Source organism: Streptomyces caeruleatus, assembly GCF_001514235.1.
Lineage (GTDB): Bacteria > Actinomycetota > Actinomycetes > Streptomycetales > Streptomycetaceae > Streptomyces > Streptomyces caeruleatus.
On the sequence record NZ_KQ948940.1, the window covers coordinates 24122 to 49654 of the forward strand.

The 25533-nt window shown below is 70.1% G+C and carries 24 protein-coding genes and 2 pseudogenes; 14 read left to right on the forward strand and 12 right to left on the reverse strand.

Annotated elements, in window-relative coordinates:
• The first annotated feature begins 195 nt into the window (after positions 1-195).
• The 3 genes from AQJ67_RS37180 to AQJ67_RS37190 all read left to right on the forward strand — a co-directional run bounded on the left by AQJ67_RS37180 (position 196) and on the right by AQJ67_RS37190 (position 4756).
• Positions 196-2265 carry a flavin monoamine oxidase family protein gene (locus AQJ67_RS37180; RefSeq protein WP_062723908.1) on the forward strand — a complete coding sequence of 690 codons (2070 nt, stop codon included), beginning with the start codon at positions 196-198 and terminating at the stop codon, positions 2263-2265.
• Complete coding sequence (locus tag AQJ67_RS37185; protein ID WP_062723909.1) at positions 2262-4175, forward strand: thiamine pyrophosphate-binding protein; 1914 nt, start codon at positions 2262-2264, stop codon at positions 4173-4175. The genes AQJ67_RS37180 and AQJ67_RS37185 overlap by 4 nt, the downstream gene beginning before the upstream one ends.
• A gap of 71 nt (positions 4176-4246) precedes the next feature.
• Positions 4247-4756 carry an inclusion body family protein gene (locus AQJ67_RS37190; RefSeq protein ID WP_062723910.1) on the forward strand — a complete coding sequence of 170 codons (510 nt, stop codon included), beginning with the start codon at positions 4247-4249 and terminating at the stop codon, positions 4754-4756.
• Positions 4757-4860: 104 nt separating this feature from the next.
• Here the strand turns inward: AQJ67_RS37190 and AQJ67_RS37195 are convergent, their stop codons facing one another.
• Complete coding sequence (locus AQJ67_RS37195; RefSeq protein ID WP_079056416.1) at positions 4861-6156, reverse strand: M23 family metallopeptidase; 1296 nt, start codon at positions 6154-6156, stop codon at positions 4861-4863.
• 220 nt (positions 6157-6376) lie between these two features.
• Between AQJ67_RS37195 and AQJ67_RS37200 the strand changes: the two genes are divergently transcribed.
• Positions 6377-7249, forward strand: a complete 873-nt coding sequence (locus AQJ67_RS37200) for a DUF2182 domain-containing protein (RefSeq protein ID WP_244190729.1) — start codon at positions 6377-6379, stop codon at positions 7247-7249.
• A gap of 60 nt (positions 7250-7309) precedes the next feature.
• On the opposite strand, the gene AQJ67_RS37205 is transcribed toward AQJ67_RS37200, so the two are convergent.
• Both AQJ67_RS37205 and AQJ67_RS37210 read right to left on the reverse strand, forming a co-directional pair.
• A complete protein-coding gene (locus AQJ67_RS37205) occupies positions 7310-7978 on the reverse strand; it encodes a DUF1326 domain-containing protein (protein ID WP_062723911.1) in 669 nt (222 codons plus the stop codon).
• A 146-nt stretch (positions 7979-8124) separates the two neighbouring features.
• Positions 8125-8742, reverse strand: a complete 618-nt coding sequence (locus AQJ67_RS37210) for a TetR/AcrR family transcriptional regulator (protein WP_062723912.1) — start codon at positions 8740-8742, stop codon at positions 8125-8127.
• A 112-nt stretch (positions 8743-8854) separates the two neighbouring features.
• Between AQJ67_RS37210 and AQJ67_RS37215 the strand changes: the two genes are divergently transcribed.
• Positions 8855-9775, forward strand: coding sequence for an alpha/beta fold hydrolase (locus AQJ67_RS37215; protein ID WP_425264206.1), 921 nt, complete (start codon positions 8855-8857; stop codon positions 9773-9775).
• Positions 9776-9838: 63 nt separating this feature from the next.
• Here AQJ67_RS37215 and AQJ67_RS49840 read toward each other — a convergent pair.
• A pseudogene (locus AQJ67_RS49840) lies at positions 9839-9928 on the reverse strand (DNA-binding response regulator); the annotation flags it as partial.
• Positions 9929-9930: 2 nt separating this feature from the next.
• Between AQJ67_RS49840 and AQJ67_RS46120 the strand changes: the two are divergent.
• Entirely contained in the window at positions 9931-10950 is a 1020-nt protein-coding gene (locus AQJ67_RS46120) for an ABC transporter permease (protein WP_079056417.1), read from the forward strand.
• A 55-nt stretch (positions 10951-11005) separates the two neighbouring features.
• Here AQJ67_RS46120 and AQJ67_RS37225 read toward each other — a convergent pair whose 3' ends face one another.
• Together AQJ67_RS37225 and AQJ67_RS37230 are read right to left on the reverse strand one after the other, a co-directional pair.
• Complete coding sequence (locus tag AQJ67_RS37225) at positions 11006-11980, reverse strand: NmrA family NAD(P)-binding protein (RefSeq protein WP_062723914.1); 975 nt, start codon at positions 11978-11980, stop codon at positions 11006-11008.
• Between the two features lie 73 nt (positions 11981-12053).
• Entirely contained in the window at positions 12054-12869 is an 816-nt protein-coding gene (locus AQJ67_RS37230) for an oxidoreductase (RefSeq protein ID WP_079056418.1), read from the reverse strand.
• A gap of 91 nt (positions 12870-12960) precedes the next feature.
• Between AQJ67_RS37230 and AQJ67_RS37235 the strand changes: the two genes are divergently transcribed.
• Positions 12961-13485 carry a TetR/AcrR family transcriptional regulator gene (locus AQJ67_RS37235; protein ID WP_062723916.1) on the forward strand — a complete coding sequence of 175 codons (525 nt, stop codon included), beginning with the start codon at positions 12961-12963 and terminating at the stop codon, positions 13483-13485.
• Positions 13486-13510: 25 nt separating this feature from the next.
• Here the strand turns inward: AQJ67_RS37235 and AQJ67_RS37240 are convergent, their stop codons facing one another.
• Positions 13511-14080, reverse strand: coding sequence for a TetR/AcrR family transcriptional regulator (locus tag AQJ67_RS37240; RefSeq protein WP_062723917.1), 570 nt, complete (start codon positions 14078-14080; stop codon positions 13511-13513).
• Between the two features lie 55 nt (positions 14081-14135).
• On the opposite strand from AQJ67_RS37240, the pseudogene AQJ67_RS37245 reads away from it, so the two are divergent.
• Positions 14136-14306: pseudogene (locus AQJ67_RS37245) on the forward strand (short-chain dehydrogenase); the annotation flags it as partial.
• Positions 14307-14369: 63 nt separating this feature from the next.
• Here the strand turns inward: AQJ67_RS37245 and AQJ67_RS37250 are convergent.
• The 4 genes from AQJ67_RS37250 to AQJ67_RS37265 all read right to left on the reverse strand — a co-directional run bounded on the left by AQJ67_RS37250 (position 14370) and on the right by AQJ67_RS37265 (position 17912).
• A complete protein-coding gene (locus AQJ67_RS37250) occupies positions 14370-14723 on the reverse strand; it encodes a MerR family transcriptional regulator (RefSeq protein ID WP_062723919.1) in 354 nt (117 codons plus the stop codon).
• A 710-nt stretch (positions 14724-15433) separates the two neighbouring features.
• A complete protein-coding gene (locus tag AQJ67_RS37255; RefSeq protein ID WP_062723920.1) occupies positions 15434-16222 on the reverse strand; it encodes an ABC transporter permease in 789 nt (262 codons plus the stop codon).
• Complete coding sequence (locus AQJ67_RS37260) at positions 16219-17223, reverse strand: ATP-binding cassette domain-containing protein (protein WP_062723921.1); 1005 nt, start codon at positions 17221-17223, stop codon at positions 16219-16221. Before AQJ67_RS37260 ends, AQJ67_RS37255 begins: the two co-directional genes overlap by 4 nt.
• 17 nt (positions 17224-17240) lie before the next feature.
• A complete protein-coding gene (locus AQJ67_RS37265; protein ID WP_062724049.1) occupies positions 17241-17912 on the reverse strand; it encodes a DUF4097 family beta strand repeat-containing protein in 672 nt (223 codons plus the stop codon).
• Positions 17913-18137: 225 nt separating this feature from the next.
• Between AQJ67_RS37265 and AQJ67_RS37270 the strand changes: the two genes are divergently transcribed.
• The 3 genes from AQJ67_RS37270 to AQJ67_RS37280 all read left to right on the forward strand — a co-directional run bounded on the left by AQJ67_RS37270 (position 18138) and on the right by AQJ67_RS37280 (position 23639).
• Entirely contained in the window at positions 18138-18893 is a 756-nt protein-coding gene (locus AQJ67_RS37270) for a GbsR/MarR family transcriptional regulator (RefSeq protein ID WP_062723922.1), read from the forward strand.
• Positions 18894-19118: 225 nt separating this feature from the next.
• Positions 19119-20459: an aminotransferase class I/II-fold pyridoxal phosphate-dependent enzyme gene (locus AQJ67_RS37275; RefSeq protein WP_062723923.1), complete on the forward strand. Its 1341-nt coding sequence runs from the start codon at positions 19119-19121 to the stop codon at positions 20457-20459.
• A gap of 177 nt (positions 20460-20636) precedes the next feature.
• Entirely contained in the window at positions 20637-23639 is a 3003-nt protein-coding gene (locus AQJ67_RS37280; RefSeq protein ID WP_159058909.1) for a hypothetical protein, read from the forward strand.
• Positions 23640-23736: 97 nt separating this feature from the next.
• Here the strand turns inward: AQJ67_RS37280 and AQJ67_RS37285 are convergent, their stop codons facing one another.
• On the reverse strand, positions 23737-24282 hold the full coding sequence (locus AQJ67_RS37285) for a hypothetical protein (protein ID WP_062723925.1): 546 nt from the start codon (positions 24280-24282) through the stop codon (positions 23737-23739).
• A 199-nt stretch (positions 24283-24481) separates the two neighbouring features.
• Here AQJ67_RS37285 and AQJ67_RS37290 point away from each other — a divergent pair, with 199 nt between their 5' ends.
• The 3 genes from AQJ67_RS37290 to AQJ67_RS47230 all read left to right on the forward strand — a co-directional run bounded on the left by AQJ67_RS37290 (position 24482) and on the right by AQJ67_RS47230 (position 25533).
• Complete coding sequence (locus AQJ67_RS37290; RefSeq protein ID WP_062724050.1) at positions 24482-24748, forward strand: ribbon-helix-helix domain-containing protein; 267 nt, start codon at positions 24482-24484, stop codon at positions 24746-24748.
• Complete coding sequence (locus AQJ67_RS37295) at positions 24745-25188, forward strand: PIN domain-containing protein (protein WP_062723926.1); 444 nt, start codon at positions 24745-24747, stop codon at positions 25186-25188. The genes AQJ67_RS37290 and AQJ67_RS37295 overlap by 4 nt, the downstream gene beginning before the upstream one ends.
• Positions 25189-25251: 63 nt before the next feature.
• Entirely contained in the window at positions 25252-25533 is a 282-nt protein-coding gene (locus tag AQJ67_RS47230) for a bactofilin family protein (protein WP_159058910.1), read from the forward strand.

Genomic DNA, 25533 nt, shown 5'->3' on the forward strand with positions numbered 1-25533 from the left:
GGGAATTCCCCATTCCGTGGCGGACAATCGATTCGGCTTCGTTTCTCTTTCCCCATCCGTCCCCGGTGGATCATCCGTCCGCCAAGGGGAATTCGGGCAAGCCGAATTTCCGTCAAGCAGTGCGATCGTCGCCTTTTGGACTTTATTCGCGAGGGCGGCCAAGAAACCGTTTCTTCATCCTTACGATCGCAAGCTATGACCGACAAATCACGGGAAAACTCCGCCACCCGTGCGCGCTGGCAGACCTGTCTTCGACTTGCCCGCGAACTCCTGCTCATCGGCCCGGACGACAAGGACCTCAAGCTCGACTATCTCCACACCCTGATCGACACGGGCCACGTCGGCGCCACCCGCTACCCGCGCAAGAAGATCCTCGTCGTCGGGGCCGGCATCACCGGCCTCGTCGCCGGCCGCCTGCTCAAGGACGCCGGGCACGACGTCACCATCCTGGAAGCGAACGCCAGCCGCGTCGGCGGACGCATCAAGACCTTCCGCGCCACCAAGAGCCACCAGCCTTTCGCCGACCCCGCCCAGTACGCCGAGGCCGGAGCCATGCGGCTGCCCGACTTCCACCCGCTGGTCCTCGCCCTCGTCGACAAACTCGGGCTCGGCCGCCGCCAGTTCTACAACGTGGACGTGGACCCCGCCACCGGCAGCGGCCCCGACGTCCCCGTCCCCCCGGTGACGTACACCTCCTTCACCGGCCGGACCTGGACCTACGGCGACGACAGCCCCGACTTCCGCGAACCCGACAAGCGCGGCAACTCCTGGATCCGCGCCAACCGTGTCCAGGTACGGCGGGCCGACTACACCGCCGGTCCCGAGCGGATCAACGAGGGCTTCCACCTCACCGACGACGAAGTACGCGCCCCCGTCGTGAAAATGGTCGACGACGCGCTGGAGAGCGTGCGCGACTACTACTCCGACGTCGTCGACGGAAAGCGCGTCAACAAGCCTTTCGACGCGTGGGTCGAGGGCTGGGCCCGGGTGATCCGCGACTTCGACGGCTGTTCGATGGGCAGCTTCCTGCGCGACCACGCCGGGCTCAGCGACGAGGCGATCGAGGCCGTCGGAACGCTGGAGAACATGTCCTCACGGCTGCACCTCTCCTTCTTCCACAGCTTCCTGAGCCGCAGCGACATCAACCCAGGCGTCCGCTACTGGGAGATACCCGGCGGCAGTTGGCGTCTGCCGCACGCCCTCCACCAGGGCCTGCGCGACGAGGTGCGGCTCGGTCACCGCATGATCCGCCTCGAATACCACGACCCCAGCCGCGACACCGACCCCGAGGGCACCGGTGCCGTCGGTCCCGACGGCTGGGGCGTGGCCGTGCAGACCGTCGCCGAGCACGATCCACAGGGCCCGCCCCGCCTGTGGACGGCGGACCTGGCGATCGTCACCATCCCGTTCTCCGCCCTGCGCTTCGTGGAGATCGTCCCCTCGATGTCGTACAAGAAGCGCCGCGCCGTCATCGAGACCCACTACGACCAGGCCACGAAGGTGCTGCTGGAGTTCAGTCACCGGTGGTGGGAGTTCACCGAGGACGACTGGCGCGGCGAACTGGAGAACATCGCGCCCGGCCTCTACGAGTACTACCGGCTCGGCGTCGGGTCCGGGTCCGGGTCCGGGACCGGTGCCGGGGCGGACGACGTGCCCCGCATCACCCTCCCCGACCCGGAGGCCGGCCTGCTCGGTGCCGCGGTCAAGGACAGCGAGGTCACCGAGGAGATGCGGCGGATCGACAGCACCATGCCGCTGCGCGGCCCCGCCGTCCGCCCCGCCACGCACGCCTTCGGCGGGGGCTCCGCCACCGACAACCCCAACCGGTTCATGTACTACCCCTCCCACCGGGTCGAAGGCAGCACCGGCGGCGTCGTACTCGCCTCGTACTGCTGGTCCGACGACGCCGCGCGCTGGGACTCCATGCGGGACGCGGAGCGCTACGTCTACGCCCTGCGCAACCTCCAGGCCCTGCACGGCCGCCGTATCGAGGTCTTCTTCAGCGGCCGGGGCGCCACCAAGAGCTGGGCCCGGGACCCGTACGCCTTCGGCGAGGCCGCCATCTACACCGCGCACCAGATGACCAGCTTCCACCTGGACGTCTCCCGGCCCGAGGGCCCCGTGCACTTCGCCGGAGAGCACACCTCCCTCAAACACGCCTGGATCGAGGGCGCGTTGGAGAGCGCCGTCCGCGCCGCCGTCGCCGTCCACCGGGCCCCGCCGGTCACCACACCGGGCCCGGAGCAGGGGGAGGGCCGTTCGTGACCGCGATTCCCCCCGACTGCACGGTCGCCCGCTATCTCGCCCTCCGTCTGGCCGAGTTGGGCATCACCCACCTGTTCGGCGTCCCCGGCAACCACCTCGGCCCGTTCCTGACCACCCTGCGCGCCGAGGGCGACATCGAGTGGGTCGGCACCCCCACCGAGGGCGGGGCGGGCCAGGCCGCCGACGCCTACGCCCGTATCCACGGCATGGGCGCGGCCGCGGTCACCTACAGCGTGGGTGCGTTCAACCTGCTGAACGCCTGCGGCGGCGCCTACGTGGAGCGGGTCCCGCTCGTCGCCGTCAACGCCTCCCCGCCGTACGAGCAGTGGCAGAACCAGCGCGCCCTCGGCCTGCTCACCTCCCACATGAGCCCCCGTACGGAGTCCAACCTGGACGTCTACCGGCAGGTCACCGTGGACGCCCAGGTCATCTCCCATCCGGGCCTCGCCCCCGGCCAGATCGACGCCGCGCTCACCGCCTGTCTGACCGAGCGCAGGCCGGTCTACCTGGAGGTCATGGAGGACCTGTGGGACGAGCCCTGCGCCGAGCCCGAGGCGCCGCTCGTCCGCCGCGACCGGCCGCTCGGCGCGCGCGGCCGGGCCATGCTCGACAACGCCGTGCAGGCGATCCTCACCCTCATCGAGGAACACCCCGGCCCGGACGGCAGGCCCCGCCCGATCGTGTGGGCCGGCGAGGAGACCGACCGCTTCCGCCTCGCCGGGCAGCTCACCGACCTGGTGGAGGCCACCGGGGTGCCGTTCTGCACCACCGTCGGTGCCAAGGCCGTCGTCGACGAGGACCTGCCGCAGTTCCACGGCGTCTACAACGGCCGTGCCAGCCACCCGGACGTGCACTGGGTCTTCAAGGACTGGGCGACCTGCCGGATCGGGCTCGGCGCCTGGTCCACCTCGAAGAACCTCGGCGGCGAACAGTGCGTCGGCACCGACTGGGTGATGGCCGCCAACGGCGGCGTCAGCGTCGGCACCTCCTACTTTCCCGACGTCCAGCTCGGACAACTGCTGCCCGCCCTCCAGGACGCGCTGGTCAAGGCCTACGGCACCGACGGCCTGACCGCCGACTACTACGCCGAGGCCCACGCCCACCACGGAGCGCCCGAGAACCGCCCCGCCGCCCTGGAACACCACCGGGCCTCGCTCCACATCAGCGGCGCACCCAGCGGTTCACGCATCCGGCACCCGCAACACCTCACCTACGACGGCGTGTTCGACCGGATCAACCACTTCCTGGGCCACGAGACCCGGGACAACTGGACGGTCGTCTCCGACGCCGCCTTCTCCCTCATCGGCTCGATGAACCTGTCCCTGCCCGCCGGCGCATTCCTGTCCCAGGTCAGCTGGCTGTCCATCGGCTGGTCGGTCGGCGCGGCCACCGGCGCCGCACTCGCCCCCGAGCGCGGCGGGGCCCGCCCGATGGTGTTCGTCGGCGACGGCGCCTTCCAGGAGACCTGCCAGGAACTCTCCACCCACACCCGGCACGGGCTGCGCTCGGTGGTGTTCGTCCTGGACAACGGCCACTTCTACGGCATCGAACAGATGCTGGTCCACCCGTCGTACTACGCCGAGCGGGATGGCCACGGCGACCCCGACGACCCCGACGACCCCGACGGCCGCGGTGGCCACAACGGGCACGACCAGACCGGCCCGGACTTCTACAACGTCCTCCACCCCTGGCACTACGACCGCCTCGCCGCCGTCTTCGCCGGCAAGCACACCCCGGCGAGCGGGCTGGCCGTCGCGGACACCGCCGAGCTGGACGCCCTGCTGGCCCGCCTCGCCGACCCCGCCGACCCGGTCAACGCCGGACCGCTGCTGGTCCGCGTACGCCTGCGCCGGCGCGACTACCCGCGGGCGATGGCGTACAAGGTGCCCAACCCCGCCACGACCACCTGACACGACCACCTGACGCAAGGGGCACACCAAGGCGGTGTGCCTGGAGAAACCGGTACCCGAAGGGGCAGGAAATGGCTGATCTCAACGTACTGATCGCGTTCGACGCGGCCACGATCGTCGAGCGGAACCCCAACGCGTCGAGGAACCCCGACGCGCCGACCTACGTCGACGAAAGCCTCATCTACATGACGACGCGCCACGACCACATCATCGGCACGTCGGGCGCCGAGCTGAACCTCCGGGCCGAACCCGGGGACACCATCAAGTGGCGGGAGACGACGATCTCGCTCGGCAGCGACTACAAGGCACTCCTCTACCGGTACGTCAGCAGCGACAACCAGCACCTGCTCATCAGGGCACCGGAGATCGAGGTGATCGACGGCGTCTACCCGATGCCGCAGGAGGGAAGCGAGGGCACGCCGGCCTTCATCACCCAGCAGTACGAGGACCACTACTGGCGGACCACCGTCAAGCGGACCGGCAAGGTCGTGTACCACTTCTACTTCCAGATACTGGACCACCACCGCAACCTGCAGGGGTACTTCCAGTGGGACCCCTTCATCACCATCGAGCAGCCCTGACGGTCCTCGGACCTCCAGTTCTGCGAGGCAGGCCCAGGTCTCCGACCTGGGCCTTTTCGTCCGGCCGTCGGTCCGGCCGTCGGTCCGGCCGGAGTCCGGTCCGGTCAGAACTCCAGCACCTCGCGGTCGAGCGGATACCGCGCACGGTGCAGGCCGGCGTACGGCGAGGGCGTGATCGGCAGGACGCCGGTCGGCTGCAGGCCCAGGTTGTCGTCCCAGAGCCGGGGTTCGACCTGTCCGAGGACGCGGAACCGCCGGAAGGTGAACGGCGGGCTGTCGGTCGGGAAGGGCTCGGCCGTGGTCATCACCTGGAAGTGCAGGTGCGGGGTGGCGGAGTTGCCGCTGTTGCCGATCAGCCCGAGGACCTGGCCGGATGCGACCCGGTCGCCCTCCCGGACCCTGAGGGAGCCGGGCTTCAGGTGGGCGTAGAGCAGATAGCGGCCCGGCGCGACTTCCAGGGTGACGTGGTTGCCGACGGTGTCCTCGATCGGCGGGGTGGGCGGTGTGAGGGGCGGCGGCTGGTCCGGGAGGCCGTCCCGGACCTCCACGACTCGGCCGCCGAGGGAGGCCACGACCGGCTGACCGTAGCTCAGATAGCTGGTGAGCCGGGTGGGGTCGCCTTCCCAGGTCTGCCCCCGCCGGCCGACCTTGTACCAGTCGATCGCGAAGCGCTGCGGCACATGGAAACGGCCGTTGATCGGGGCGAGCCCGCGCCGGTGGTGGGTGTTGCCGCAGCAGGACTCGCTGGAGTACCAGGTGCCGGGACGGACCGGCGGGTTCAGGTTCAACGGCGGCCGGCCGGCGGTCCGCGTGACCTGCACCGTCTCCTCGAAGGCCGCGGGGCCGGAGGGGGAAAGGACGGCACCCGAGAGATGGTGTTCGAGGACCTGGGGCACCGGCTGACCGCGGTGGAGGACCAGGTCGAGCCAGATGATCCACTGCTGGGAGCCCTGGATGACGGTCGGCGTCGGCGCCGGAGGCGCCGGGGTGTACGCGTCCGCACCCGGCAGAGGATCGCCCACCGGATTGGCGGCCTGGGCCAGTGCCCGCCCGCTCAGCGAGCCGACGACCCGGTGCGTGCGGGCGTCCCGGACGTCGACACGGTCGAGCCGCAACGGCGCGCTCCTGGGCAGTGAGCTCGTGGTGAGCAGTTCGTACGAGAGGTGCGTCCTGCCGTCCGTGGCGACGAACGGCGTCGGTTCGGTCATCACCGCCGCGGTCAGCGGCGTGAACTGTGCGCCGGGTGCCGACGTGGACGGTGCGCCGGGCGCGGGGGCCGCGCCGGTTGCGTGTCCGGGTCCCGCTGAGGCCAGCAGCATGCCGGCCGCGAGCACGGCAGCGGCGAGCCCGCGAAGTAGCGGGCTGCGGCCAGTGCGGTTGCGAGGGTCGCGCTCTGCCATTGCGCTCTTTCATTCGTCGGATCCGGGGCCGTGAACGACGCCGGCACGCCCCGCGCCGAGGCGCAGGCCCATGTAATCCGGCGGCGCGCCGCTCCGGGCGGAGGGCGCCGGAGTCAGGTGCCGAACTGCACCCGTCCAGCCGCATCGGCCACCGAGTGGGGATTTCGAACGCGTGAGTGCTCGCCGCCCGGTCCCCGGAGGTCGCGGCGCCCAGGGATGCGTGATGTCCTGGAACCGTCCGCAGGAGTGCACGCCGATGCGTCGAGGCCGGATTTCCGCCGTCGTGTCCGCCCGGTCGCCCGCGCCGACCGGAGCGGGGGGTGGCCTGCTGCCTGCCCGGGATCTCGCGGCGGCCTGGTTCCTGGTCGTCCTGATCGCGGTACCCGCCTGGGCGCTGACGACGAGCCAGGCCGGGGACATGGGAGTCGAGCCGGGCACGATGGGGCTGGCGCTGCCGCTGTTCCTGCTGCTGTGGGTGACGATGATGGCGGCCATGATGCTGCCGTCGATGGCGCCGGTGGCCATCACCTGGGTGCGGGGGATCGGCCGGCGGTCCTCGGGCTGGACGCGGACCGTGCGCACCGTGGAGTTCGTGGGCGGGTATCTGCTGGTGTGGGCGGTCTTCGGCTTGCTCGTCTACGCGGCCCTGGCGCTCACCGGCGGCCTGTTGGACGATCATGCGGACGCCGGACGGTGGATCGGCGCGGTGGCGTTCCTGCTCGCGGGCCTGTATCAGCTCGGCCCTCTCAAGTACGTCTGCCTGCGGCACTGCCGCGATCCCATGGGCCACCTGGTGCGCTACGCCGGCTTCCGGCAGCCGGCCCGCGACCTGCGGGTGGGTGTGCACCACGGCGCCTACTGCGTCGGCTGCTGCGCGGGACTGATGGTCGTCCTGATCCCGCTCGGCGTGATGAACGTGGCGGCGATGGCCGCGCTGGCCGTGGTGATCTTCGTGGAGAAGCTGTGGTCCCGTGGTCCGGCGCTGGGCCGGGTCGTGGGCGTCGCGTTCCTCGTGCTGGCCGTGCTCGCGCCGTTCCAGGACTGGCTGCTGCCGGGGTTGCGGGGTTCGATGCCGGCGATGGACGACATGTGACGCGCCCGGCGCCGGACAGGCCGGCGAGTTCGCCTGCCTCTTCGGTCACTGGGCAGGTGGTCAGGAATCAGGACCGCTCCACTGGAACGGGAAGTACTTGCTCGACTTCCCCGAGCGTTCCCAGGAGAAGCCGAACGCGTCGGCGCGGTCGGCCGTGGCCCGCCCCCAGGTGGCGATCTGGCCGGGGCCGACCTCGGCGCCCGGGGCGTTGTGCACCTGGACGCGTGCGCCGTCCGGCGTCGTCGGGCCGGTGAGCGCTTCGGCGGTGGCCGTGACCCGGCCGGGAACCTCGGCCCGCCAGGTGGCGAGGTCCTCGTCGATCTCGACGTGGACGGGGGCGATCTCCATGCCGCGCATCTCGGGGTGGAACATCGCCCCGAACTCCGCCGGCCAGCCGCCCGCCTCACCGCCGAAGATGGCTCCGAGCGCACCGCGCTGCTGTTCGTCGGCGCGCTCGTCGAGGAAGATCGCGGCGTACGGCTCGGTGTGCGTCCCGGCCCAGGGGTTGCCGACGAAGGAGCCGAGCATCAGGACGTTGAGATCGTCGAGTCGTACGTCGCCGAAGCTGCCTTCCCGGATGTGCCAGACCAGCACGCCCTCGCAGTCGCCGTAGGTCGGTGGCTGCGCAAACGTGCAGGGGCACGGTATGGCGCACTTGCACACGTCGAACCAGTCACCGGTCAGGTGCCAGCGCGTTCCGGTCCCGCCGGTGGTGACCTGCTCTGTCATCTCGCTTCCCTCCTGCCGAGCCCTGGAGAGCTCTCTCGGAGTGGCGAGACCGCGTTTCCCGAGCCCGCTCCCAAGGATCGCGAGGCGGCCTCCCTTCCAGCTTGCACCTCACGTCCCTGCCGGGGAAACCCGTCACGATGTTCGCCTCAACCAGCCGCGTCGGCCGGGCGGAAGACGCGGTCGAGATGGTCGTCCAGGACCGCGGTGGCGGACTCGGGACTGCGCTGGCCGACGAGGATGCCGGTGCCGAGCCCCGCGGACATCGCGAGCAGGCCGGCCGCCGTCAGCCGCGCGTCCACACCGGGCCGCAGCAGATTGGCGGCCTGCGCCTGCCGGAGGATGTCGGTCAGGGCGTCCTCGGCCGCGTCGGGGTCCTTGACGAAGGGCTGGGCCGCGAGCGTACGGTCGGTCACGGCCAGCACGGCGTACGAGGTGTAGAGGTGGTGGAAGACACGGCTCTCCTCGTCGGCCGGCAGCGCCGTCATCAGCAGTGCCTCGACCATGGCGCGCGGCCCCGGCGCGTCCCCGGCGGCCCGGATCCGGGCGGCGAGCCGTTCCCCGAACTTCCCGGTCAGGTGTTCCAGGCCGAAGAGCAGCAACTTCTCCTTGGTCTCGAAGTAGTACTGCACCAGCCGCAGTGACACGCCCGCCTCGGCTGCCACATCGCGCATCCCCACGGCATGCAGCCCGCGTTGCCCGGCGACCCGGACGAGCGCCTCCGCGATCTCGGTGCGCCGTTGCGCATGGTCCACCCGCTTGGGCATCGCCTGAGCCTCCGCTCGTCGTCCGCCGGCCCGCACCGGGCCTTTCATGGTACAGCCGTATCAACATCGTGATACGTTCGTACCACGAAAACCGCGACCCCCGGAGGTGGCCGTGTCCGAGACCACTGCCCGCACCCAGGCCGACGTCGGCCGCTATGTGAGCGACACCTGGCGCGAGCGCTACTTCGCCGCCTGTGACGCCGTCTACGCGCTGGGCGCGCCCGCCCAGGCGGAGCAGGACGTGGAAACCGCGTTCGGTACCACCCACGTGTACCGCTACGGGCCCGCCGACCCCGCGGCCCGGTCCCGCACCCCGGTCGTCCTGGTGCACGGAGCGGGCTCGTGTTCCGCCATGTGGTACCCGAACACCCCCGACCTCAGCGCCGAGCGACCGGTCTACGCCGTCGACACCCCCGGCGACCCCGGACGCAGCGTCCAGCGCGAGCCGATCCACCAGCCCGAACGGGCCGCACAGTGGCTGGACGAGACGCTGGCCGGGCTCGGGCTGGAACGCGTCCACCTCGTCGGCATCTCCTACGGAGGCTGGCTCGCCCTGAACCAGGCGCACCGCAGGCCCGAACGCCTCGCCTCGGTCACCCTGCTCGACCCGGGCGGCCTGGAGAAGGTGGGGCTGCGCTTCTTCGTCTGGCTCTTCGCCGGCCTCTTCGCGAGCTTCGCGCCCGCAGCGCTGCGCCCGCGACTGGCGGCCTGGCTGGAGCAACCGGTCCTGGTCATGCCCGAGCTGCGCACCATGGTCAGGACCGCCGTCCGCGCCTACCGCATCCGTCGCCCGGCCCCGCTCCCGCTGTCCGAGTCGGAGCTGTCCACCATCCGTACGCCGCTCTATCTGGCACTCGGCAAGCGCAGCCTCCTGCTGCACCCCGAGCGGCAGCTGGAGCGCGTCCCGCGCCTGATACCGGGCGCCCGCGCCGAGATCATCACCGACACCGGACACGGACCGCAGATCGACCACGCGCAGGAGATGAACCGCCGGATGCTGAACTTCATGGCTTCCGTCGACCTTCCGCACTGACGCAGGATCCTCGGCGGCCAACCGCCCGCCTCCACACGGGACTTGTGGCTTGTGCGTCGCGTGTCACGAGCGAAGGAAGGCGAGGACCGCCAGCACGCGCCGGTGGCCGTCGGTGTCCACCGGCAGATCCAGCTTGTTGAAGATGTTGCCGACGGGTGGCCTACCCGGCGGGCGAGGCCCTGAAGGTCTCGGGCCAGACGATCGTCACCCCGGACGGCACGCCCGGCAACACCGACGAGGTGGTCGCCGCCAACCCGGTGGGCAAGGCCGCCCTGCCGACTCGCGCGTTCGTGTGGAAGGACGCGAAGGCCACCAGGTACGCGAAGGCCACCAGGTACGCGAAGGCCACCGAGTACGCGAAGGCCACCGAGTACGCGAAGACCACCGAGTACGCGAAGACCACCAAGGACGCGGAGCACGCCCGAAACGCGGCCGACGCCACCGTCCTGGATGTCCTGGGAAGCCGGGACCCTCGGTGGAACAAGCCGGGGGAGGCCGTCCTCGGCGAGCGCACCGCCAAGGCCCTGGGCGTCGGAAAGGGACAGCACGTCCCGGTCCGGTTCACCGACGGCACCACCGTCGTCCTGCGCGTCGGCGCGGTCCTGCCCGACGACCCGGCCCGCGGTGACTTCGTGGTCTCCCGTGACCTGGTGCGAGCCCACGACCCGGCCGCGCTCACCGACGACATCTTCGTCCCCGGTGACGCCGAGGCCACCGACTCCGTCCCGGGCACCGCGCTGCACGACGCCGCCGAGTACGCGCTGGCCGACTACGACACCGACGCCAGGCTCACCGAGAGTCTCGCCATGATGCTGGTCACGATCGCCGTCGGCTACAGCGTGATCGCCGTCGCCAACAGCATGGCCGTGGCCGCCCACGGCCGACGTCGCGACCTCGGGGTGATGCGGTCCGCCGGCGGCACCGTGCGCCAGCTGCTCCTGTTCTCGGCGGGCGAGACCGCCCTGGTCATCGTCGTCGGCGCCGCCCTCGGCGTCCTGGTGACGCTGCCCCCGCTGGCGGCGATGGCAGCCGGCCTCTCCGAGGCCACCTCGTCCGACGTGGCCCTGCACCTGAACACCGGCACCCTCGCGACCGCCGTCATCGGCACCCTGCTGACGGCCGTCCTCGCCGGGATCGCGGTCACTGCGAAGACGCTGCGGGGGCGGGCCGGGTAGCGACGGCGCCCGTCCGGGCTGAACGCCACCGGCCACAGCCCCCCGCCGGGGACCGTCAGGCAGCCGCGAGCTTCTGGATGCGGGGGTGGTTCTCCAGCGCCCAGCGCACGGTCTTCGGCGGGCGTCCGAGCAGGGTTTCCAGTTCGTCGGTGATGCCGCCGTATCCTCCGCGGCCGATGATCCGGGTCAGGGTCTTCAGGTGCTCCGCGATGTGCGGGTACGCGGACATGTGGGTGTCGACGTAGGCCTTGTTCCAGGTTTCGATGTCCTCGGGGACATACGTGACCGGGCGTCCCAGCACGGCCGTGAAGTCCTCCGCGATCCCGTGCATGTCCTTCAGCTCCGGGCCGGTGAGCGCGTAGGACCTGGAGATGTGCGGCGCCGGGTCGGCCAGGATCTTCGCGCACAGTTCCGCGACGTCGTAACCGGCGATGGGCGCGAGCCGGTGGTCGCCGAAGGGCAGGCGCAGTTCGCCGTCGGCCAGTGAGCTGAGAGCCAGCCAGGTCATGATGGGGTTCTCGACGAAGAAGGCCGCCTGGATGTTGACGGTCGGGACGCCGGACCACTCCAGCACCTGCTCGGCGACCCAGTGGGCCCGCTGCTGCGGCGACCAGTTGGCGACGAGTCCGCCGAGCCGGGCGCGCCGCTCTTCCTCGGGCGCGGTCATGTGGTCGAAGGTCATGAACGACTGCTCGTACTCGGAGATGTTGACGAACACCTCGATGTCGCCCTGGGCCCGTGCCGCCGCGGCCATCAGGCTGACGGCGTCGGTGTAGTAGGGCGACAGGCTCATGCTGAAGTAGATGCGCCGCACGCCCTTCAGGGCGGCGGTCACGTCGGCGATGGTGAGCAGGTCACCGACGAAGACCTCGGCGCCGGCCTGACGGAGGGACTGCGCGCGTTCGTCGTCCTGCCGTACGAAGGCGCGCACGGGGTGCCCTTGTGCGAGCAGCATGTCGACCATCGTCCGGCTCACGCCGCCGATTTCGCCGGCGGCACCGGTGATCAGGATGGGATTGCGGTCTGACATCAACGTGTCCTCTGTCTGGTGGGGGGGGGGTGGGTGGGTCGGCTGTTCAGAAAGCCCGGGCAGCGCCTGTGCGTCAGCCGGCGAGCTGGTTCATCTTGCGGATCTGCTTGTCGAAGACCCCGGGGGGAGCGAGGCGGCGCAGTACGCGTGCGCGTCCGGCCAGGGGCCCGGCGGTGTAGCGCGGCTTCGGCTTCGTGTCGGTCGCCGCCGCGACGATCGCCTGGGCGACGACGGCGGGGGCGTCGCCGCCTCTGACCGCGTCCGCCATCACGCGGTCGACGGTCTGCCGCTGCTTCGCGTACGCGTGCAGGGGGGTGTCGGGCTTCGCGCTGTTGGCCTCGAACCCGGTCCTGGTGTAGGCGGGTTCGACGATGAGCGCCCGGACGCCGTGGTCACGGACCTCGTGGTCCAGGGACTCGGTGTAGCCCTCGATCGCGTGCTTGGAGGCGGCGTAGGCGGCCATGTAGGGCTGGGGCAGGAACCCGAGCACGGACGAGATGTTGATGACGCGTCCGCGTCGCTGAGCGCGCATGTGCGGCAGAACCTCGTTCACCATGCGCATGACCCCGAAGACGTTGGTGTCGAAGACGGCCTGGGCCTGCGCGACGGACGTTTCCTCCGCCGCGCCCGTCGAGCCGACGCCGGCGTTGTTGACCAGGACGTCGATCCGCCCGAACCGCTCGCTCACCTCCTGGACCACTGCGGCGACCGAGACGTCACTGGCGACGTCGAGGCCGAGGAAGGTCACACCGTCGAGTGGGGTGACGCGTGAGGTGTCACGGCTCGTGCCGACCACGTCGAACCCCGCTGCGACCAGTGCGAGCGCGGTTTCCTTCCCAATGCCGGATGACGCACCCGTCACGAGTGCCACTGGCCGGTCTGTCGTCATCCTGGACTCCCGCTCTCACGCGAAACCGATCGGTTTCCACTACAGTAAACCGATCGGTTTCCGAGTGCAAGTCCAAGCAGGGGAGGGCGTCATGGGCAGGATCAGTGCGCAGGAGAGGCGGGGGAGCGTCATCCGTGCGGCGGTCGCCGAGTTCGCGATCACCGGCTACCACGGCACCACCACCGCGATGATCGCGAGGCGGGTCGGCGTCACGCAGCCGTATCTCTTCCGCCTCTTCCCGGACAAGAAGGCGATCTTCGTCGCCGCTCTGGAGCGGAGCATGGAGGACACCCGCCTGGCCTTCGAGAGGGCGGCCGACGGGGCGGAGGACGACGAGCGGGCCCTTCTGGCAATGACGAGCGCCTACGCGCGGCTGATCTCGACGCGCCCCGAAACGCTCCTGATGCAGATGCAGGGATACGTCACGGTGGCGGCCGCCGAGGCGCGGGGCGACGACCTGATCGGCGAGGCCGTCCGGGCCGGCTGGATGAGGATCCGGGGCACCGTGCACCAGTCGCTGGGCGCCGATGCCGACAAGACCGCAAGCTTCTTCGCCTGCGGCATGCTCGGCAACACGCTCGCGGCCATCGGGCTTCCCCCGGGCGCCGGGCGGTGAGGAGGTGTTCTGGACGGGCGATCCGTCAGCGCACGCCTGCCGTGTCGAGCAGGGTGGTTACGGTGGGCGCGACGAGCCCGGTCAGGTCGTCGGCCTGAATTCCCGCGCGGGCGCTCGCGCCGTCGAAGACCAGGCTGAGCTGCCGGGCCAGCAGATCGGGATCGCCCGCCCCGCCCTGCTCGGCCTCGGCGCGGAAGAAGGCGGTCAGGTTCGCTTTGACCTGATGGGCGACCCGGCTCGCGGGGTGACTCTGGTCCTTGAGCTCGATCTGCACCGCCAGGTACCGGCAGCCGCGGAACTCGGGCGCCCCTGCCTGCGATTCCACCCGCTCGAAGACGTGCAGGATCCGCTCGCGGGGTGACCGGCCGTCGTCCGCCGCGGGCAGGAGGGTCGCCACGTAGGCGGAGGCGCGCTCCTTCAGGCTTGCCGCCAGGAGTTCGTCCTTGCTCTCGAACAGCTGGTACATGGAGCGCTTCGACACCCCCGCCGCCTTGCACAGCGCCTCGACGCCGATACCGACGCCGTCCTGGTAGGTGAGCGTGGCCGCCGCCTCCAGCAGTCGCTCCCTGGGGGTTGGTTTCACTTCGGTGGTCATAGCGCGAGATTAACCCGAAGCGGACAAAGTGAAAACCGATCGGTTTTCAGGGGTGCGCGGTGCCGCCAAGGTCTACGCCACGGCCCGCGACCCGCGGAGCGTGACGCACCCCGACGCCGTCCCGCGGGCGCTGGAGGTCACCGACCCGGCCTCCGTGGCGGCCGCCGCCGCACAGGCGCAGGACGTCACCGTGCTGATCAACAACGCCGGTGCCGCGTATGGCGCACAGAGGGCACGCCGATCCCGAATCGGACTGGACAACGCGCACCACCTGCACGCTCTCACGTGATCAGCCGGCATCGGGAACGGAACTGCCGGGCGCTTCATGCCCGGCCCGGCGGCGGTACTCGGCGTTGATGCGCTGAGCTTCCTCGAGCTGGTCCTCAAGGATGACGATGCGGCAGGCGGCCTCGATCGGGGTGCCCCTGTCGACGAGTTCGCGGGCGCGCGCCGCGATCCGCAGTTGATACCGCGAGTACCGGCGGTGTCCGCCCTCCGAGCGCAGCGGAGTGATCAGACGAGCCTCACCAAGGGCTCGGAGGAAGGCCGGGGTGGCGCCGAGCATCTCGGCGGCCCGCCCCATCGTGTATGCGGGGTAGTCATCGTCGTCCAGACGATCACTGAGGGGGATATCTGCTGTCATGTCACCTCGTTGCGCAACGCGTCGAGGGGCCCTGATGCCGTACGGCACCAGGGCCCCGAAGGAAATTCAACACCATCTGTCGGCCCTAATGCGGTGCCGACCTTCTGTTTCCGCTACCGGCCCTGAAGGGGGGTGCGGGGATCGCGGCTGCGTGACCGGGGACCACCTTCCAATCCGGGGTCTTGCGGTACCCGGGCGAGTGCTTCTCGGACCGGGCGATCCTGATGGCGTCTGCTCCTCCGTTCTTCCTCTGAACCAACCACTTGGTGAACTGGTACTGCGGTACTGCGGTACTGCTCGGTGGTGCAACCCGCCAGTTCGTGTCTGCCGGGCTTCGCTTGACCGGTGTCAACGAGAAAAGGCTAACCGTGCCAGAGCTCAATGTCTACTCTGGCAAGAGCAGATTTAAGCTCTGTGGGGGAACAGATAGCCTGCGGCATGCACCAACGGATGGCTCGACTCGTTCGGCAGGTTCGGCGGCGCCAGTTCGAACGATGTCGGGTCGCACACCCGTGACCGATCCGATCGCCGGCCCCGGCTGCTGATGGGCTGCCCCCACAGTGCGCCATCACCCGCGCAAGACCTGTCCAAGGGCCGGCCCTGGGGGCTGCGGTCGCACACGAAAGGGCGGCCGTACTCCGACGCTCTGTCGGTGTACGCCGCCCTGGTGTGGTGCGAGGTGCGGGGGATGGCCCGCGCTGTCATGGCGGTTACTTCGGGTCGCGGTTGAACACCGACTTCGACCAGAAGTAGCCGAGCGTGGTGAGAGCCAGGCACCAGGCGACCGCGAGCCACCCGTTGTGACCGATCTCGGTGCCGAGCAGCAGCCCGCGCACGGTTTCGATGGCCGGTGTGAACGGCTGGTACTCGGCGATCGGCTGGAACCACCCCGGCATCGCGTCGACCGGGACGAAGGTGCTGGAGATGAGCGGCAGGAAGATGAGCGGCATCGCGTTGTTGCTGGCCGCCTCCGCGTTCGGGCTGACCAGGCCCATACCGACCGCGATCCAGGTGAGCGCCAGGGCGAACAGTACGAGCAGCCCGAACGCCGCGATCCACTCCAGGGCCGTGGCGCCGGTGGAACGGAAGCCGATGGCCACGCCGACGGCGCCGACGAGCACCACACTGATGACCGCCTGGAGCACGCTGCCTACGACGTGCCCGATGAGCACGGAACCACGGTGGATGGCCATCGTGCGGAAGCGGGCGATGATGCCCTCGGTCATGTCGTTGGAGACGGACACCGCCGTACCGATCGTGGTGCTGCCGATGGTCATCAGCAGCAGGCCCGGCACGAGAAACGCCACGTACTCGGAGCGATCTGCGCCGCCGCCGATGCCCGCGCTCATCGTGTCGCCGAAGATGTAGACGAACAACAGCAGCAGCATGATCGGCGTCAGCAGCAGGTTCAGGGTCAGGGACGGGTAGCGCCGCGCGTGCAGGAGGTTGCGGCGCAGCATCGTGGAGGAGTCGCGGACGGCGAGGGCGAGGGAGCTCATCGAACAGCCTCCTTGGGCTGGGTGGGCTGCGTGGACTGGTTCGGCTGGTTCGGCTGGTTCGGCTGGTTCGGCACGGTGCTGCCGGTCAGGGCGAAGAAGACGTCGTCGAGGTCGGGGGTGTGCACGGTCAGCTCGTCCGCCTCGATGCCGGCCGAGTCCAGTCGGTCGAGGATGGCGCGCAGTTCGCGCTGGGTGCCGCCGCTGGGGATCTCCAGCGTCAGACCTTCGTCGTCCCGGGTGACCTCGCTCAGGGCGAGGGCGGCGCTCTGGTACGCGGCCGGGTCGGTGAAGCGCAGTCGTACATGGCCGCCGGTGACGAGCCGCTTGAGCTCCTCGGCGGTGCCCTGGGCGACGAGCTTGCCGTCGTTGAGGACGGCGATGCGGTCGGCGAGCTGGTCGGCCTCCTCCAGGTACTGGGTGGTGAGGAAGACGGTGACGCCGTCGGAGACGAGCTCGCGGATGATCTGCCACATGTTGTGCCGGGAACGCGGGTCCAGACCGGTGGTCGGCTCGTCGAGGAAGATGATCCGGGGGCTGCCGACCAGGGTCATGGCGATGTCGAGGCGGCGCTTCATGCCGCCGGAGTAGGTGGAGGCGGGCTTCTTGGCGGCCGCGGTGAGGTCGAAGCGCTCCAGCAGTTCGGCGGTGACCCGCCGTCCCTCGCTCCTGGAGAGGTGGTGCAGATCCGCCATGAGGAGCATGTTCTCCTCCCCCGTGATCAGCCCGTCCACGGCGGAGAACTGGCCGGTCACACCGATCGCGGCCCGCACCGCCTGGGGGTCGGCGGCCAGGTCGTGGCCGCCGATGTGGATGCCGCCGGTGCCCGGGTCGGCGGAGATGAGGGTGGAGAGGATCTTCACGGCGGTGGTCTTGCCGGCGCCGTTCGGGCCGAGCAGGGAGAAGATCGTTGCTTCGGGGACGGCGAGGTCGACGCCGTCGAGCACGACCTTGTCGCCGTAGGACTTGCGCAGCCCGTTCGCCGCGATGGCCAGGTTGGTCATGAGGGATGGCTCCTTCTTCACAGGCTGCGGGCGGTGATGTCGCCGTGGTCGGTGGTGGCGTGGATGGTCAGGCCGGCGCCGGCGCCCTCGCTGTTCTTGAGCGTGTTGTGGAGGCGGCCGTAACCGGTGCCCGCGTCCAGGGCGGCGGAGACTCCGCGAGCGGCGTCGATGGAGATGTCGCCCATCCGGGTGCGCAGGACCACCGTGCCGCGCTCGGCCTCGGCGATCCGGATGTCGCCCCGCTGGGTGCTGATCTCCGCCGGGCCGGAGAGCCGTCCGATCGTGACGTCGCCGTCGTGCACGGTGAGGCGGATGCTCGCGGCCTCGTCGACCTTGACCGGGCCCTGCGCGCCCTCGAAGGTCACGTCCCCGAGCCGTCCGACGCCCCGGAACTCGGCGGCGGCCGCCTTCGCCTCGATGCGGGAGCCGGCAGGCAGTTGGACCGTCACCTCGACGGAGCCGGACGCACCCAGGATCTGGTTCTTCCCCGCCGGGGCTTCGACCCGCAGCACGCCTTCGTCGAATGCGACCGTGGTCTGCTCGGCGGCCTTCACGTCGCGGCTCTTGGAGGCGTTGGCGGGCAGGACCTCGACGGTGGTGTCGGCCCGGTCGGCGGCGATGAGGTGGATACGTCCGGCGGGGATGTCCAGGTGGGCGGAGATCGGGGCGGTGGTGTCGAACTTCTGCATCATGCTCTCCTCGTGCACTCGTCGTTTCTGACAACGCAAACGCTACGTTGCGTTTGCCTATGCGGCAACAACGCTGTTGCACGCGAATCACGTTCCTGCAGGCCATCGCCGCTATTTCGTTGCGATGGGAGTAGGTGCAACGCAACGTCCGCTACCGTTGTGTTGCATTGGAGGTCGGGTGAACGCTACGCTGGCGGCGTCAGGGACAGATGAAGGGAGATCGCGATGCCGGGAGGCAGGCTCACTCAGCAGGAACGTCAGCAGATCGCCTCGGGGGTGGCCGACGGCCTTGCCTACGCGGAGATCGCCCGACGTCTCGACCGCCCCACCTCGACCGTCACACGTGAGGTGATGCGTAACGGCGGCCCCACCGCCTACCGCGCCGACCTGGCCCACCGCGCGACCGAGCGTCGCGCCCACCGGCGCAAGCGCACCCAGCCGCGGGGGCAGGGGGCGCCGGTGCAGGGCTACGGGCCCGACGACGAGGCGGTGCGCGAGTACGAGGAGGAGTTCACGACCCTCTTCATGCGACAGGGCGTGCCCAAGATGACTGCCCGCGTGCTGACCTGTCTCTTCATCACCGACGCGGGCAGCCTCACCGCGTCCGAGCTCGTCCAGCGTCTTGAGGTCAGCCCGGCGTCCGTGTCCAAGGCGGTCACGTTCCTCGAAGATCAGGGCCTCATCCGCCGGGAGCGCGACGAGCGCCGTCGTGATCGCTACTACGTCGACGACGACGTCTGGTACCAGTCGACGATCGCCAGTGCTCGCGGCGTCGGCCAGGTTGCAGAGACCGCCCGGCGGGGCGTCAGGGTCCTCGGCCCCGGTACGCCGGCCGCCGCACGCCTCGAGAACATCGCCCGCTTCAGCGACTTCATCAGCGAGAGCATCCTCCGCGCCGCGGAGCAGGCCCGCGAGGTCCTCTACACGAAACCCGAACCGACCTCGGGCGGCACTTCCTCGTCAGGTCCGGATCGCGGATAGACAGCTGTCCTGATGGTCACGGCCAGTGGGGCAAGCCGTTTCTCGCGGCTCCGGGTGTCGGGGCGCGTCAATCCCACGTCAGAAAAGGCTTGCTGCCCGTCAAGGGGGCGTCAGAGCAACACAGTTGAGTGATTCACCAGTCGTAGCTTCGTCGTAGCAGCCCTTGACCGGGGCGCCCCCACGCAGCGCGGGCCTCACCGGACCGCCAGGAGGAGAACGACGATCATGACGACCACGGTGCCCACCTCCGCCACCCCCGCCGGGGCCCGGCCGCTCGACGACCGGCGGGCCGATGCTCGCGAGAAGGACATCATGCGGTTCCGCACGGTGTCCGGGCCCGATCTGACCACCCGTAACGACGCGTACCTCGCCTGGCAGCTCGACCGTCAACAGGCAGAGCTGTGGCCGTACTTCCGCCGCTACGAGTCCGCCGCCCTGACCACCCGCGCCACGGTCGTCTCCGACACCGGAGTGGTCACCCAGGGCCCCAACTTCGGCGGCCAGGACTACCTCTCCCTCACCGCCCATCCGGCCGTTCTCGACGCCGCCCACCAGGCCCTGCGCGACTACGGCCCACTGACGGCCGGATCCCCCGCCCTGGGCGGCGCAACCCCGATCAGCAAGGCACTGGAAACCGGGCTGGGCGAGGCGTTGCGCACCGAGCATGTGGCGCTCTTCCCGACCGGTTGGGCGGCAGGCTTCGGCACCATACGGTCGCTGCTGCACCGTCGCGACCACATCCTGCTCGACAGGCTCTCCCACGACTCGCTGCGCCAGGGCGCCGCCGCGAGCGGGGCGAGCGTGGAGTTCTTCCGGCATCTGGACAACGAGGCCGTGCGCCGTCACCTGCGGGGCATCCGTGCCACCGACACCGCGGGCGCCGTCCTCGTCGTCACCGAGGGCGTGTTCTCCATGGACTCCGACACCCCGCAGCTGGCCGAACTCCTCGGCATCTGCCGGGAGTACGGCGCCCATCTGATGGTCGACGTCGCGCACGACTTCGGGGCGATGGGCGAGCGGGGCGGCGGGCAGCTGGAGGTGCACGGCATTCTCGGCGAGGTCGACTTCGTCGTCGGCGCCTTCTCCAAGACGTTCGCCACCACGGGCGGCTTCCTGGCCACACCGTCCGCCTCGGCGCGGGAGTACGTGCGGATGTTCGGCGGTCCGCAGACCTTCTCCAGCGCCATCACCCCCGTACAGACCGCGGTGGCCCTCGCCGCCCTGTCCGTCGTGACCTCCGCGGAGGGCGCCCGGCGCCGGACGGCGGTCTCTGCCGTCGCCACCCGGCTGCGCGAGGGGTTGACGGCGCGCGGTCTGGAGGTGATGGGCGATGTGGTCTGCCCGGTCGTCCCCGTCCTGATCGGCGACACCCCCACCGGCCGTACGGCCTCCGGTCTCATCGCCCGGGCCGGTCTCGTCGCGCACCTCGTCGAGCAGCCGGCCGTCGCCTCCGACGCTGCCCGCTTCCGTCTGCAGGCCATGGCGGAGCACAGTGACGACGACGTCGACACGGCCATCGACATCCTGGACACCTGTATCCGCGAGGCGCGGCGGACCGTCGGCTGAGGTCCTTCGCCATGGAATCGGTCCGTCCGCCCATCCCCGGCCGAGCACGCGATACCGAAATCCTCCGCTTGGTAAGAGAGGTGCCCGGCCCGGTGAGAAACAAGATCCGGCCGCTGTGCGTGGCAGACCTCCGTGTCATGATCCGTGCCTTGCTGTTCGAGTAGAGATCGGGCTTCCATGCCGTCCCACAGACGCCGCTTCCTTGCTGTCCCGGCTGCCCTCACGGCGCTCGCCGTAGCCCAGGCCGTCACCCCTGTCGCGGCCGTTGCCGTGGCTCCGACCGAGGTGTCGACCACGCTGGCCGCGCGGACGACTTCCGTGCCCGCCGCAGACGAGATATCCGGTTCCGGTCAGGCGGTCGTCTGGCGGCAGAAGACCTCCGCCGACACGCTGGCGCACGGCTGGCTCGCCGTCTCCGGAGGCACCCCCCAGGACCTCGGCCGGCTCGCGGACACCGATGAATCGGTGAACGTCGACGCGGTGTCCGTGCAGGACGGGTTGGCGGCCGTCGCCACCTCCGCCAACCCGAACGGCGATCTCGCCGACCATGTCACGCTGCGCCACCTCGACTCCGGTGAGGAGGACGTTCTCCCGATCACCTACGACAGTTCGGGAGCCGCCGGGGACGAGCGCTACCGTGGCCAGGCCGGCAACGGCATCCTCGTCCAGCAGAGCTACGACGACGGTTCCGCCTACCGAGTGCGCCTGCTGCTGCGCACACCCGGCGGCGAGGACCGGACGCTGCTGTCCGATGACGAGCAGTACGAAATCCTCGCCTCGGACGCACACGGCGCCTTGGTGCTCCGGCGGACCGCGCCCGGCTGGGACCACAGAATCGTCTACGTCGACTTCGCCGACGGCGCGACGGTCACGGTGGCGGAGCCCACGACCGACGAGTTGCCGCAGGGCCTGGAGTTCACCCCCAGCCATGTCGGAGTCATCGACGGCTCGACCCTGACCGAGTGGCGGCGGTCGGCGCCCGGGGACGGCTCGTCCACGGTCGACCTGCCCGTCGGTGGGGCGCACTGGATCAGCGACGACACGCTCGCCTGGTACCACTTCGACACGGACGGAACATCCGAGCTGTTCGCGATGGCCAGGGACGGCTCCACCGCGGCGCAGGACCTCGGCGGAACCTTCACCGACCTCTCCGTCGGCGACGACGGCAAGATGCGCGTGACGCTCTACCGGCCCGATACGGACGCCGCGATCCAGACCCTCGCCGACGGCCGGGTCTCCACCGCAGCCGGTGACGCCACCACGATCCCGGCAGGACCCGCCAGGCTGGACGCCCTGGCCCTGTCCCACGGTGCGCTCTACACGGCCGACGACTCCTCTCGCCAGAGGGGCGTCCTGCTCCGCTCGAACCTGTCGGCCGGCCCGGCCGGCGCCGCGGCGAGCACGCCGTCCCGGGTACTGGCCTACTCCGACGGGCTGGTCCACCAGACTCTGGCCGCCGCCGGAGGACGGGTCCTGGTCGTGCAGGGCGGTCCCCCCGCGCTGGCCCACCTCCAGGTGTACGAGAACGGCAAGCTGGTCGGCACCCAGCTGGACCTCTCCGACCCCTCGGACGTGAACGTCGTGGACTTCGACGGCGCGCACGTCCTGCTGACGGACAAGACGACCGCGTCCGACGGCACTCTCCTCCTCGACACCTTCGCCGACGACGCCAGGCAGCGGGTGCCTGCCGGCTCCGCGCTGGACGGCGGCGCCGTGTACTCCTCGGTACGGAACGGCACCACGTCCACCTGGGCGATCCGCCGGACCGACCTGACCACCGGCACCGCCACCACCGTCGCCACCGTGAGCTGCCTTCCCGGCGGCCTCCAGGTGCGCGGCTCCCGAATCCTGCTGACCACCTGCGGGGCCGCCTCCACGACCGGCCTGCTGCTCAAGGCGGGCAGCTCGACCGGCACCGCAGTGGACGCCTCCGTCCACACACCGATCCTCGGCACGGACGTTCTCTACACCTTCACCAAGTCCTCGGACGGTGGCGCCGTCACGCTGAACGCCCAGCCGCTGGTCGGAACGACGACCGCGGCGCAGCCCCTGTTCGCTCTCCCCGCGAAGGCGAACTCCGCCGCCGCCGACCGGTGGGCGGTCGACCGTGACGCGCCCTGGGCGGCCTGGATGGACGACGCCGGCGTCACCCATGTGACCTGGGCGGGCGTCCCCACCGCGGCCTCGGCCGCCGCCCCGTCCGGCTTCAGCCCCAACGGCGACGGCTCGGCGGACACCTGGACCCCCACCTGGGCCTACAACCGGCCGGTGAGCTGGACGCTCACCCTCAAGTCCGGCACCACGCAGGTGCGTTCCCTGACCGGTACGGCCTCCAATGGCAAGGTCGCACCGGTGTGGAACGGAACGTCGCAAACGGGCGGAGCAGCCGCCGAGGGCGCGTACACCTGGACGCTGACCGCACGCGACACCGTCACCGGCCGGGCGGCAGCCGACGTCAGTGGCAAGGTCACCCTGCGCCGCGTGGTCCCCGCCGCCTCCGTCACCGCGCCGACCGTCGCGAGCAGCGCGGCGACGAGCGCTGCCGTGCCGGTCGCCTGGTCGGCGAAGACCGCGGGCGTGAAGTCGTACGACGTCGGCTGGCGCGTCGCCACCCGGGACAGCGCGGGCGTCTGGAAGCTCGGGCCGCTGCACACCTGGCGCACCTCCACCACGGCCACGTCCGCGGTCTTCGGCAAAGCGGGCAGCCCCGTGAAGCCGGTGCCTGGACTCACCTACCGGTTCTACGTCCGCGCCCACGACGACGCCGGCCAAACCGGCCCCTGGAGCAAGGCGGCGACCACCGGCATCCCGGTCGACGACCGTGCGACGGCCCTGCACTACACGGGCACCTGGAAGTCGGTGGCGGCAACCTCCGCCTGGTCCGGAACCGAACGTACCTCCGCCACCAAGGGCGCGTACGTCTCCTTCTCGGCGGACGGCACCCAACTGCGCATTGTGGCGACCCGGAAGTCGAACGGCGGGCGCTTCGCGGTCGTGGTGGACGGAAAGACGGTCGGCACGGTGAACACCTACGCCGCGAAGACCGCCTACCGGCAAGTGGTGTTCACCCGCACACTCGGCACCACGATCACGACCCACAAGGTGCAGTTGCGGGTCCTCTCCGGCAGCACACCTGAAAGATCCACCGTCATCCTGGACGCCGTCATGGTCACCCGCTGAGCCAACCCGCCCGGAGAGGACAGCAACAAGGCCCGGGTCTCTGACCTGGGCCTTGTTGGTGAAGGAGACGCTGCCTCGGCGCTCTGGTGAGTGGTCCTCACCCCCACCCGGCCGACGGGTCCATCTCCTCGTCGTCGTCTTCGTCGTCTTCCCCGAAGGGGTCGGCGAAGATCGAGAGGAGGCTGTCATCGACCTTGTCGCCGACTTCATCCTCCGTGAGGAGGATCCTCCGGAGCGCGTTCAGCGGGTACACGTAGCTGTCCGGGTCGCCGGGCGCGCCGACGCAGGGGTGATCGAAGGCGGACGTCTCCGCGCCCGCGTCGAAGAACGGCTCAAGCTGTCCGCTGACGAGGTCCGGGATGTACTTCCACACCATCCCCTTGTGGCGGCAGAACACTTCCCCGACGTACCAGATCGCGCCCTGAACGAAGGGTGTCATGCGCCGGTCGGTGATCTCCTCCATGCTGTCCGCGGTTTCCCGGACCAGGTCGTCCAGGATCGTCAGGGAGGCCGGTGAGAAGTCGAGAACGCCGCCGAAGGAGGTCCGTGCGGCCCAGACGGCGTGAGCACCCTCGCGCGCGGCGAGCCACGCGCGCAGGTCGGGATGCCGAGTCGGGTCGTACATCTCGTCAGCTCCGGCCATACGGCCGACGGTAACAGCCCAACAGGCCCTCGCATTTGCGCAGTTCACACACCCCGGCGAACTCCCGAGGGCGCAGTGTCCCCGAAATGGACTAGACAACAAGCAAACCCCAGGCCACTGACCCTCGGCTGATCCTCGGCAACCGGACATGGCGAAGTGCGCGAATACATCAATCCGGTACATGGACTACGCTTGGTACATGTCCATGAAGCGCACCAACGTCTACGCCGACCCCGAGGACCTGGCCATCATCAAGGAGGCAGCCAAGCGCCGAGGCATAAGCGAGGCCGAGATCATCCGTCAGGGCATCCACCTTGCAGCCATGGCGAACCGGGTCTGGGATGAGCCGCTGTTCTCGCGCACCTTCGAGGGGCCGGGCCGCACGCTCGCCAAGCCGGAGGTCCGCGACACGGTCGCCGAGGCCGTCCGGCGTGAGACCGACCCGGGCTCCGGATCCGCCGCGTGATCATCGTCATCGCCGATACGTCCGGCCTTCTGGCAGCCCTGGACTCGGCTCATCCGGAACACCAAGCGGCAAACGAGGCGATCATGGCGGCGGGCCTGCTGGTCATGTCGCCGCTCCTGCTGGCCGAGCTGGATCACGTGGCGACGCGTGAGCTCGGCAGGGAGGCCGCCCTCAGCGCGGTCGACGACCTGCGGCGCTGGATGAGCCGGGGTCGTGTCGTCGTGCCGGAGATCACCGAAGACCACCTGGGCGCCGCCCAGTCTGTCCGTGTCCGCTACCGCGCGCTGGACCTCGACCTCGCCGACGCGGTGAACGTGGCGCTTGCCGCCGACTACGACACGGACGCCATTCTCACCCTCGACCGACAAGACTTCCGGGCCGTACGCCCGTTGGGCCGCTACAAGGCGTTCCGGGTACTCCCCGACGACCTCCCGCTCTGACGCAGGCCCCTCGGCGATCAAGTGCCCGCTCCCGCAAGGGGTTTGTGCGCTCGTGGACTCCGCGTGCCCAATGCCCGGGTGTACGAGTTGACCGTCGACAACGTGCTGGAGACGCAGGACGGCCCGCCGCGACTGGTCGTCCACGGGGTGTCGCAGTTCGAGGGGACGGTGAACGCCGACGGGGACCTGCACGTCGACGGGGACTCGGTGTTCCTCGGGAAGGTGAACGCCAACGGGCGCCTGTCGGTCCGAAACGGGACTGACTGGCTCGTGCACGTCAACGACGACCAGGTGTCGATCCAAGGCGACTTGAGGGTCCACGGCGCGTTCCGCTCCGACAGCTGA